Origin of the sequence: Roseburia sp. 1XD42-69, assembly GCF_003612565.1 — a bacterium.
Lineage (GTDB): Bacteria > Bacillota > Clostridia > Lachnospirales > Lachnospiraceae > Roseburia_B.
The window spans coordinates 1-9,136 of record NZ_RAZG01000093.1 but is presented as its reverse complement, the minus strand read 5'-3'; the positions used below and the strand labels follow the sequence as shown (position 1 = coordinate 9,136).

The 9,136-nt window shown below is 44.0% G+C and carries 9 protein-coding genes, 14 tRNA genes and 1 rRNA gene; 23 read left to right on the top strand and 1 reads right to left on the bottom strand.

The window, feature by feature from the left end; all coding sequences use genetic code 11:
• From D7Y06_RS22285 to D7Y06_RS22175, 23 genes are all read left to right on the top strand, one after another.
• Positions 1-126: ribosomal RNA gene (locus D7Y06_RS22285) — 23S ribosomal RNA — on the top strand; the annotation flags it as partial.
• 60 nt (positions 127-186) lie between these two features.
• Positions 187-259, top strand: a tRNA-Asn gene (locus D7Y06_RS22280).
• Positions 260-295: 36 nt separating this feature from the next.
• A tRNA-Glu gene (locus tag D7Y06_RS22275) sits at positions 296-367 on the top strand.
• A gap of 24 nt (positions 368-391) precedes the next feature.
• Positions 392-464: transfer RNA gene (locus tag D7Y06_RS22270), tRNA-Thr, on the top strand.
• A gap of 6 nt (positions 465-470) precedes the next feature.
• Positions 471-544, top strand: a tRNA-Ile gene (locus tag D7Y06_RS22265).
• Positions 545-560: 16 nt separating this feature from the next.
• Positions 561-634: transfer RNA gene (locus tag D7Y06_RS22260), tRNA-Asp, on the top strand.
• Between the two features lie 4 nt (positions 635-638).
• Positions 639-711: transfer RNA gene (locus tag D7Y06_RS22255), tRNA-Val, on the top strand.
• Positions 712-732: 21 nt separating this feature from the next.
• Positions 733-816, top strand: a tRNA-Leu gene (locus tag D7Y06_RS22250).
• A gap of 25 nt (positions 817-841) precedes the next feature.
• Positions 842-915 (top strand) — tRNA-Arg (locus D7Y06_RS22245).
• A gap of 80 nt (positions 916-995) precedes the next feature.
• Entirely contained in the window at positions 996-1,409 is a 414-nt protein-coding gene (locus D7Y06_RS22240) for a DUF1700 domain-containing protein (protein ID WP_120409769.1), read from the top strand.
• A gap of 66 nt (positions 1,410-1,475) precedes the next feature.
• On the top strand, positions 1,476-1,658 hold the full coding sequence (locus D7Y06_RS22235) for a hypothetical protein (protein WP_120409768.1): 183 nt from the start codon (positions 1,476-1,478) through the stop codon (positions 1,656-1,658).
• A gap of 104 nt (positions 1,659-1,762) precedes the next feature.
• Positions 1,763-2,077, top strand: coding sequence for a rhodanese-like domain-containing protein (locus D7Y06_RS22230; protein ID WP_120409767.1), 315 nt, complete (start codon positions 1,763-1,765; stop codon positions 2,075-2,077).
• A 66-nt stretch (positions 2,078-2,143) separates the two neighbouring features.
• The gene (locus D7Y06_RS22225; RefSeq protein ID WP_120409766.1) at positions 2,144-3,307 is read left to right on the top strand and encodes a THUMP domain-containing class I SAM-dependent RNA methyltransferase; all 1,164 of its coding nucleotides are present in this window, start codon (positions 2,144-2,146) and stop codon (positions 3,305-3,307) included.
• Entirely contained in the window at positions 3,304-5,013 is a 1,710-nt protein-coding gene (locus tag D7Y06_RS22220; protein WP_120409765.1) for a lectin like domain-containing protein, read from the top strand. Before D7Y06_RS22225 ends, D7Y06_RS22220 begins: the two co-directional genes overlap by 4 nt.
• Before the next feature lie 33 nt (positions 5,014-5,046).
• On the top strand, positions 5,047-6,138 hold the full coding sequence (locus D7Y06_RS22215; protein WP_120409764.1) for an N-acetylmuramoyl-L-alanine amidase family protein: 1,092 nt from the start codon (positions 5,047-5,049) through the stop codon (positions 6,136-6,138).
• 18 nt (positions 6,139-6,156) lie between these two features.
• Positions 6,157-6,750 carry an XTP/dITP diphosphatase gene (locus D7Y06_RS22210; RefSeq protein WP_120409763.1) on the top strand — a complete coding sequence of 198 codons (594 nt, stop codon included), beginning with the start codon at positions 6,157-6,159 and terminating at the stop codon, positions 6,748-6,750.
• A 13-nt stretch (positions 6,751-6,763) separates the two neighbouring features.
• On the top strand, positions 6,764-7,243 hold the full coding sequence (locus D7Y06_RS22205; protein WP_120409762.1) for a metallophosphoesterase family protein: 480 nt from the start codon (positions 6,764-6,766) through the stop codon (positions 7,241-7,243).
• A 161-nt stretch (positions 7,244-7,404) separates the two neighbouring features.
• Positions 7,405-7,479, top strand: a tRNA-Pro gene (locus tag D7Y06_RS22200).
• Positions 7,480-7,486: 7 nt separating this feature from the next.
• Positions 7,487-7,557, top strand: a tRNA-Gly gene (locus D7Y06_RS22195).
• A gap of 4 nt (positions 7,558-7,561) precedes the next feature.
• Positions 7,562-7,635, top strand: a tRNA-Arg gene (locus tag D7Y06_RS22190).
• Positions 7,636-7,681: 46 nt separating this feature from the next.
• Positions 7,682-7,755 (top strand) — tRNA-His (locus D7Y06_RS22185).
• A gap of 30 nt (positions 7,756-7,785) precedes the next feature.
• A tRNA-Gln gene (locus D7Y06_RS22180) sits at positions 7,786-7,857 on the top strand.
• 13 nt (positions 7,858-7,870) lie between these two features.
• A tRNA-Lys gene (locus D7Y06_RS22175) sits at positions 7,871-7,943 on the top strand.
• 153 nt (positions 7,944-8,096) lie between these two features.
• On the opposite strand, the gene D7Y06_RS22170 is transcribed toward D7Y06_RS22175, so the two are convergent.
• Positions 8,097-9,014 (bottom strand): tyrosine-type recombinase/integrase, encoded by a 918-nt coding sequence (locus D7Y06_RS22170; RefSeq protein WP_243119453.1) that lies wholly within the window; start codon positions 9,012-9,014, stop codon positions 8,097-8,099.
• Between the last annotated feature and the right edge of the window lie 122 nt (positions 9,015-9,136).

Genomic DNA, 9,136 nt, shown 5'->3' with positions numbered 1-9,136 from the left:
TTAAGATGAGATATCCCCCGCAAAAGCGGGTAAGACCCCTTGAAGACGACAAGGTAGATAGGGCAGGGGTGGAAGTGTGGCAACACATGGAGCTGACTGTTACTAATCGGTCGAGGGCTTGACCAAGGAAGACAGAATCAATCGGGTATCTGTATGAAGTTTTGAAGGTATATATTTACCTTTTATTCCTCGATAGCTCAGTCGGTAGAGCACGCGGCTGTTAACCGCGCTGTCGTAGGTTCAAGTCCTACTCGGGGAGTTATTTTTATAGTTTTTTTCCTATAAAAATGGTTTTGGCTCCATGGTCAAGCGGTTAAGACATCGCCCTTTCACGGCGGTAACACGGGTTCGATTCCCGTTGGAGTCATTTTGGTCCTAGGGACTAAAGCAGGCCGATGTGGCTCAATTGGCAGAGCAGCTGATTTGTAATCAGCAGGTTATCGGTTCGAGTCCGATCATCGGCTTTTTTTGGACCTTTAGCTCAGTTGGTTAGAGCAACCGGCTCATAACCGGTCGGTCCTGGGTTCGAGTCCCCGAAGGTCCATTTTAATTAAAGCCTTGGCCCAATGGCTCAGTTGGTTAGAGCGCCGCCCTGTCACGGCGGAGGTCGCGGGTTCGAGTCCCGCTTGGGTCGTTATGGGATCTTAGCTCAGCTGGGAGAGCATCTGCCTTACAAGCAGAGGGTCATAGGTTCGAGCCCTATAGGTCCCATTTGACGATTTTCGTCAAAATGCCGGCGTGGCGGAACTGGCAGACGCGCAGGACTTAAAATCCTGTGGTGGCAACATCGTACCGGTTCGATTCCGGTCGCCGGCAGTAAGATATTTTAATTCTAATATATGTGCGTGTAGCTCAGCTGGATAGAGCACTTGGCTACGGACCAAGGTGTCGGGAGTTCGAATCTTCTCACGCACGTTAGTAAATCCCTTGAATCCATAGAGTTCAAGGGATTTTTCTATGGGACAGAGAAGAAGTATTTCAGGAGAGACACAGATATGGACAGGGAATCTTATATAAGGGAGCTGCGGCTTGCTCTGCAGGGGCAGATTTCCCAGGAGAATGTAAATGAACATTTGCGGTATTATGAGAATTATATTATAGAGGAGTCCAGAAAAGGCAGGACCGAGGCCCAGGTGATAGAAGATTTAGGAAATCCCAGGCTGATAGCAAAGACCATTATTGACACCACAGATAAAATTTATACGGAACAAAGTTCCCAGGAGGGAAGAGAGGAAAAATCCCGTAAATTTAAACTATTCCAATATGGAAAGAGAGTCGCTTTTCTCGTGTTTCTGGTTTTAATGCTTTTATTGATTGCCCATGTGGCCATAGTACTTATTCCTGTATTTTTGCCGGTTCTTTTAATTACTTGTGTTATATATTTTCTATTTTTTTCCAATCGAAAATAAGTTGCATAATTTTCTTCTAAGAATCAGATAATAGAGTTGTAATTAAATCTTAGGAGGAAAAATAACATGGCAAAAAACAGTGAAAACAAAAATTCCAACAGCTACAACTTAAAGAGCTACAGCCAGAATTCATCTGGAAAGAATGCAAACAGCAACAGCACAGGCTCCAACAAGTCTTCTAACAAGGCATCAAATGCCAACAATGCAAACAATGCTTCTGATTCCAACAACAGCACGAACTGCAGATAAGAGTTTATTAAAACTTTTTGGAACAAGAAAAAATTAGCAGCATAGAATACTAAAAAAAGCAGATTACAAACGAAAGCTTGTAATCTGTTTTTTTAGGAGCTGCCATGATGGAAAAGGAACAGATGTATGGTTTTGAAATGATACATATGAAAGATATTCAGGATATTATGAAAAGGGAAAGATGTATGGTTGTGGACCTTCGGGATAACGAATCTTTCCGAAAAGACCATTTTGCAGGGGCAAAGAATTTTCCCTTTTTTTATTTTGAAGAGTGGAAGAATGAAATTCCCCAGAATGTTTCTCTCATTCTTTACTGTGAGCACGGGAACCAGAGTATGCTGGCTGCCAGGAAACTCAGGAGAAGGAGAGGAAAAATTTATACGGTAATGGGAGGCTACCGAAGAAAAGAAAAAGATTGACACTGATGTTTTGAAAAGATAATATTAATATAGTGCAGAGAAAATTATGTCGGTTTGGAGAGACGGATGAAAACATATGAGATTATGGTACCATGCCATTTTGGCTTAGAGGCAGTTTTAAAAAGAGAGATATACGATTTGGGATACGAGGTAACCCAGGTGGAGGATGGAAGAATTACCTTCCTGGGGGATGCAGAGGCCCTGTGCCGTGGGAATATTTTTCTGCGGACTACGGAACGGGTTTTATTAAAGGTGGGAAGATTTAAAGCGGAGACTTTTGAAGAGTTGTTCCAGGGAATCAAATCCCTTCCATGGGAAGAATTTATTCCGGCAGACGGCAAGTTTTGGGTGACAAAGGCATCTTCCATTAAGAGTAAGCTTTTCAGCCCTTCTGACATACAGAGAGTGGCAAAAAAGGCTATGGTGGAGAGGCTTAAGGGAGAATATGATTTGGAGTGGTTTTCTGAGGAGGGAGCATCTTATCCGGTTCGGATTTTTTTGCTAAAAGATGAGGTTATCGTAACATTGGATACCACAGGTGAGTCTTTGCATAAACGAGGATACCGTTACCTTGCCAGTAAAGCACCTCTTACAGAGACTTTGGCGGCGGCTTTGATTTTGCTTACTCCCTGGCAGAAAGACAGGATTTTGGTTGACCCTTTTTGCGGCAGCGGCACCTTTCCCATAGAAGCAGCCATGATTGCGGCGGGGATTGCACCGGGGATGAACCGTCATTTCCTGTCGGAAGCCTGGGAGAACCTGATACCAAAAGAGCTTTGGCGTGATTGTTTTCAAGAGGCGGAGGAAATGGTGAATAAGGATATCACCACGGATATCCAGGGGTATGATATAGACGAGGATATTATTAAGGCGGCCAGGGAAAACGCCAAAAGGGCAGGGGTAGAGAATTTGATACATTTTCAGCAGAGGGATGTGTCTGATTTGCACCATCCAAAGAAATATGGGTTTGTGATTACAAATCCCCCTTATGGGGAGCGGCTGGAAGAAAAAGAAGTTCTTCCGGAGCTTTACGCTAAAATTGGACAGGCATATAGGGGACTGGATTCTTGGTCTATGTATATGATTACAAGTTATGAAGATGCAGAGAAATATATCGGCCGGAAAGCGGATAAAAACAGAAAAATTTACAATGGGATGTTAAAGACATATTTTTATCAGTTTTTGGGTCCGAAACCACCAAAAAAGAATAAAAAGGCAGAGAAGAGATGAGCCATATAAAACGATATTTTCTTTTGGCAATACTTGTGATGGCAGCCTGTGTGCTTAAATTTCATCACTTTGGACGGGATTATGAGAGTATTGACACTTTTCGAGGGGCGCAGCTTAACAGGGAGGACTGGAATCCCCTGATTGCCCAGAGTGTCAACGAGAAGCGTCTTACAATTTCTATTGACAACAAGGAGTATTCCAATCAGGATACAGGTATTTTTATGGATGATAATTTAAATCTTATGGTTCCTGTGGATATTTTATCTGAGGGATTAAACTGCAGTACCCATTTATATCCCAAGGAGGAATTGTTGATTGAAAAGAGAGATAACAGGGCTTCCTTTGGTTTGGATAATACTATGATTTCTGTGAATGACCAGGTATTTGAAATTACGTCCCCAATGAAAAAAATGAAGGGGACGTATTATGTCAGTATTGGGGCTGCTTCGGAGAGCATTGGGTACCATTATGAATGGGATGTGGAGCAGAATAAAGCGGTAGCCATTGATACGTCAGACAGCACATCTATTTTTCCATCCAGTTATGATTTGCGCCAGAGAGGGAGAATCGGCAGGGTTAGAAATCAGGGGAATACCGGGACATGCTGGGCCTTTGCAGCCTTGAGTGCCTTAGAGTCTTCTCTTCTCCCGGAGGAGGAGGAAACATTTTCTCCAGATCATATGAGCCTTGGGAATTCCTTTGCCACCAGGGAGGAAGAAGGAGGGGAATATACCATGGGAATGGCGTATTTACTTTCCTGGCAGGGGCCGGTGTTGGAAGAGGACGACCCCTTTGACGGTGTTTTGACAGAAGGGTTGTCTGCGGTAAAGCATGTGCAGGAAATTCAAATGATAGAAGGGAAAGATTACGAGAAGATAAAGGAGGCCGTCTTTAAGTACGGGGGAGTGCAGACTTCGCTGTACAGTACTTTGCTAAACAGTGCGGACAGTTCCGCCTCCTATAATCCAAATGAAAAGGCTTATTGCTATATTGGTACGGAAAAACCCAATCATGAAGTGGTAATCATAGGCTGGGATGACAATTTTTCCAAAGATAATTTTCCCGTAAATGTGGAAGGAGACGGGGCGTTTATCTGCCAGAACAGCTGGGGAAAAGAATTTGGGGAGCAGGGTACTTTCTATGTATCCTACTACGACACAAATATTGGAAGCCATAACGTAGTGTACACAAAGGTGGAGGAGACGGATAATTATGACCACATTTATCAAAGCGATTTATGCGGCTGGGTAGGCCAGATGGGATACAATAAAGATTCTGTCTACGGCGCAAATGTGTATACAGCGGAGAAAGAGGAAGAATTGTCCTCTGTGGGCTTTTATGCCACGGGGAAGGACAGTATTTATACCCTGTATATGGTCAGGGATTTTCAGGACACATCCTCTTTTGAGAAAAAAGTAAAAATAGCGGAGGGTACTTTGAGCAATGCCGGGTATTATACGATTCCTGTTAAGCAGGGGATAAAGCTTTCTCCTGGGGAGAAGTTTGCGGTGGTATTGTCTATTCAGACACCCAATTCCATACATCCCATGGCCATTGAATATGTTGCGGATGAGTCTACCAGAAATGTGGATATCAGCGACGGGCAGGGATATATCAGCGCCACAGGAAGAGTATGGGATTCCGTGGAGGAAATGTCTTCCTGCAACTTGTGTTTAAAGGCTTATACAAAGGACTGGAAAGAATGACTTACCATTACAGATAATTTGGAGGCATAGTTTGTGGAAGAAAAAATATTAAAGAGAACCGCTGTCTTTCTCACATTGATATCTGTCCTGATATGCGGGACAATATTCTATTTTCCCCAGTTAAGGGCGGTGTCGGAACTGTGGGTGGCAGCGATGGAAGAGTACAAGCTGAAAATTACGGCAGAGCAGATGAATATGACAGGGCTGGAGTTATTGGAGTATAACAATGAGCAGGCAAAACAACAGGAAGATAAAGATATTTCCTTTGACAGCCAGCTCCGCCTGGAACTGCCTCTTGGGGTTCCCGGAAATGAGCTTAAGATAAGCCAGGATTATGTGACGCAGACCATTGATATTAAAATTCCCTTTGCGGATTCGGAGTACTTTTACCATTATCCCATGTTGGGGAGAAGCGATAATATTGACAGTTTAACCTATGAGGGCAGGGAGGGTTACGGCGTGGTAGAAATTGTCACCAGCCAGGTCTTTGAGGTGGAGTCAAGTTATGATAAGGACTATTTTTACATTGATTTTTTGACACCGAAAGAAGTCTATGATAAAGTGATAGTGATTGATGCAGGGCATGGGGGAAATGCGCCTGGCACCACGAAGCAGGGCGTGAATGAGAAGGATATCGATTTGGACATTGTGCTGAAGCTGAAAGAGATTTTTGACGCCAAGGATGACAGGTCGGTGGGAGTCTATTATACAAGGACAGAGGATGTGAACCCAAGTTTTGAAAACAGGGTGGGGCTGGCAAATAAGTCCGGCGCCGATTTATTTATCAGCATACATAATAATGCTACCCAGAGCGGCAGAATGTCCAATATTAACGGAACTCAGGTTATGTATGATGAGCTGGATGAGGATATTTTGGGGAGCAGAGGGCTGGCACAGATATGCTTAGAGGAGGTAACGGCCCAGACGGGCAGTTCCAATAAGGGAATTGTGGAGGGAAATGATATTTTTATTATCCGTTCCAGCCATGTGCCTGCGGCATTGATTGAAGTGGGATTTATGACAAATCAGACGGAATTGAATAATCTGAAATCGGAGGAGTACCAGGAGAAAGTGGCCCAGGGAATTTACAATGCGGTAATGCGGGCTTTTGCGGAAGGATACTAATTATAATAAGGAGCGTTTATGGCGAAAATAATTTTTGCAACGGGAAACGAGCATAAAATGACAGAAATCCGCGAAATTTTAGCGGGGCTTAAGGCAGAGATTTTGTCTATGAAAGATGCGGGAATTACTGCGGACATTGTGGAGGATGGAAGCACATTTGAGGAAAATGCGGTGATTAAGGCTAAGGCAGTGGCAAAAGAAGTGGATGCCATTGTTCTTGCAGATGATTCGGGACTTGAAATCGATTACCTGAATAAGGAGCCTGGGGTGTATTCCGCCAGATACATGGGGGAAGATACCTCTTATGAGATAAAAAATCAGGCTCTTTTGGACAGGCTTAAAGGAGTCCCCAAAGAGAAGCGCACAGCCAGGTTTGTCTGTGCCATTGCGGCGGTTTTTCCCCACGGGGAAGTTATAGTAAAGCGGGGAACTATTGAGGGATATATCGGTGATAAACCCGCAGGAAAAAATGGGTTTGGTTATGATCCGATTTTTTATGTGGAGGAGTTTCAATGTTCTACGGCGGAACTTACCATGGAACAGAAAAATGCATTGAGCCACAGGGGAAATGCCTTAAGGGCAATGAAAGGCGATCTGGAAAAAAGAATTTAACAGGAGTCCGGTTATGAAAATATTAATAGTAAGCGATACACATGGTAAACATGAAAACTTAAAGCTGGCTTTGGAGCAGGAGGCACCGATTGACCGAATGATTCATCTTGGAGACGCGGAGGGGTGCGAGGACTTTGTGCAAAGGCTTGCAGGCTGTCCCGTGGACATTGTGGCGGGGAATAATGATTTTTTCTCCCAGCTTCCAGTGGAGAAAACCATCTATCTGGGGAATTATAAGATTCTTGTTACCCACGGCCATTATTACAATGTGAATGCCGGCATTGCCAGAATTAAAAAAGAGGCGGATGCCAGAGGATTTCATATGGTGATGTTCGGGCATACCCACAGGCCGGTAATTGACCGGGACGGGGAGGTACTGGCGTTAAACCCCGGGAGTATGTCTTATCCCAGGCAGGAGGGAAGGCGGCCTTCCTATATCGTTATGGACGTAGACGGCAAAGGGGAAGCCCATTTTGAAATTAAGTATTTGTAATTAAACTTAACGGGCCTTCTCCCCAGCAGGGGAAGGTCTGGGGATATTTATACATATTTTGTATATTTTCAAGGGAAAATGTGAAAAAAGTGTTGACAAAAATCTCCTTGTAACATATAATATCATTTGTGTCGTGGGTGACACACCAGTACGTCTACCTTCGGGGTGTGGCTCAGCTTGGCTAGAGCGCCTGGTTTGGGACCAGGAGGTCGCAGGTTCGAATCCTGTCACCCCGATTTGCATGCGGGTGTAGTTCAATGGTAGAACACTAGCCTTCCAAGCTAGATACGTGGGTTCGATTCCCATCACCCGCTCTGTGTGTTCGTAGCTCAGCTGGATAGAGCAACGGCCTTCTAAGCCGTGGGTCGGGGGTTCGAATCCCTTCGAGCACATTTTGGCTGCTGTCTACAGTAACCTTTATTTTGAAATAAATATATGGTGGGTATAGCGCAGTTGGTTAGCGCGCCAGATTGTGGCTCTGGAGGCCCAGGGTTCGAATCCCTGTATCCACCTTCGCTGGTAACGGCGGAAGGACAAGTTAATGGGCTATCGCCAAGCGGTAAGGCACAGGACTTTGACTCCTGCATTCACCAGTTCGAATCTGGTTAGCCCAGTTTCAATGTGTATGGGATATTAGCTCAGTTGGTAGAGCACTTGACTTTTAATCAAGTTGTCCGGGGTTCGAATCCCCGATGTCTCATGAGCGGAAAATAGCGGAAAAGCCTTTAAAATCAAGGGTTTCCGCTATTTTTAATGTAGATTATTGTATTAGATTGTATCGGGGTGTAAATGTCCAAAAAGTGTCCATTTTAGGCGTTTTAGAAGCAACATGTCCAAAAAGTGTCCACAAAATTTAAATAGCAAGGGCATCTTCCAATACTTCTGTGACGTTTTCTTTTTCCTCCACAACGTGGTTATATACGTTCATGGCAACGGCAATAGTGTCCCCCATAAGCTGGGCCACTTTTTTTATGCTGATTTCGGGAACTTTGTAGCAAAGACTGGTACAGTAGTTGTGGCGGAAGATATGGGCGGTCAAGTCATCTATGAGAGGAAACATTGGCGTACCGCCTGCCGCAAGGTTCATTTTGTTGATAATGGATTTCCACATCTTGTCATAGGACGATTTTGTTATCATGCTGCAGGTGGCGCAATAAAAGAGATTTGTTCCCGGAAGGGAGGAAATATACCTTTTTAGGAATTCGGCGGCAGGAAGGGGAACAGGAACGCTTCTGACGCCATGGTCTGTTTTCGGGAAGTCTTTAAATTCTGGTGTATTTTTATCAAAAATCAAGGCACGGTTTATATGTACATAATTGCCGTCCTTAGAAAAGGTAAAATCAAAGCGTGTGAGAGCAAGGGCTTCGCCCTTTCTGAGCCCGCAATAGTAGATAAGGGTAAGGAACGCTCTTTCCCTTGGAGTAAATACGTCTGTATCAAAACAGGCTTTTAGGGTATTTTTTTCCAATTCATTTAACGGGCGTTTTTCTGCCCGTTTATATTTTGGGAGACTGATATCACCGCATATATGTTCGTAATCGTCTTTTGTGATAAAATGGTCTGATACTGCCATGCGCATAATCTGGCAGAAAGTAATGTAAATAATTTGGCAGGTTCTTGGCTTGTCGGATGCATTAGCGATAGCCTGGTCAAAGTGGCTGTGGCAGACATTGCAAAGCCGTACTTCTGCCATAAAGCCAAAGTGTTTTTCTATGATGTTATCATACATGGTTCTGGTATTCTTTTCACGGACGCTTTTTTTAACTTCCAACCAATGCCTGGCATAATCCTGAAAGAGCCAGTCCGTGGGTTTTTTGTTCTGGTGTTGTTTTCCAGATTAAAAGAGCCGCCAATCTTCAGATTATTTTAGCACCATATAAAATTGATGTAGTT

Bases quoted from the DNA above. Each gene is read 5' to 3' on its own strand.
- D7Y06_RS22240 (WP_120409769.1), top strand. From the start codon at position 996: ATGGACAGGGAATCTTATATAAGGGAGCTGCGGCTTGCTCTGCAGGGG.
- D7Y06_RS22235 (WP_120409768.1), top strand. From the start codon at position 1,476: ATGGCAAAAAACAGTGAAAACAAAAATTCCAACAGCTACAACTTAAAG.
- D7Y06_RS22230 (WP_120409767.1), top strand. From the start codon at position 1,763: ATGATGGAAAAGGAACAGATGTATGGTTTTGAAATGATACATATGAAA.
- D7Y06_RS22225 (WP_120409766.1), top strand. From the start codon at position 2,144: ATGAAAACATATGAGATTATGGTACCATGCCATTTTGGCTTAGAGGCA.
- D7Y06_RS22220 (WP_120409765.1), top strand. From the start codon at position 3,304: ATGAGCCATATAAAACGATATTTTCTTTTGGCAATACTTGTGATGGCA.
- D7Y06_RS22210 (WP_120409763.1), top strand. From the start codon at position 6,157: ATGGCGAAAATAATTTTTGCAACGGGAAACGAGCATAAAATGACAGAA.
- D7Y06_RS22205 (WP_120409762.1), top strand. From the start codon at position 6,764: ATGAAAATATTAATAGTAAGCGATACACATGGTAAACATGAAAACTTA.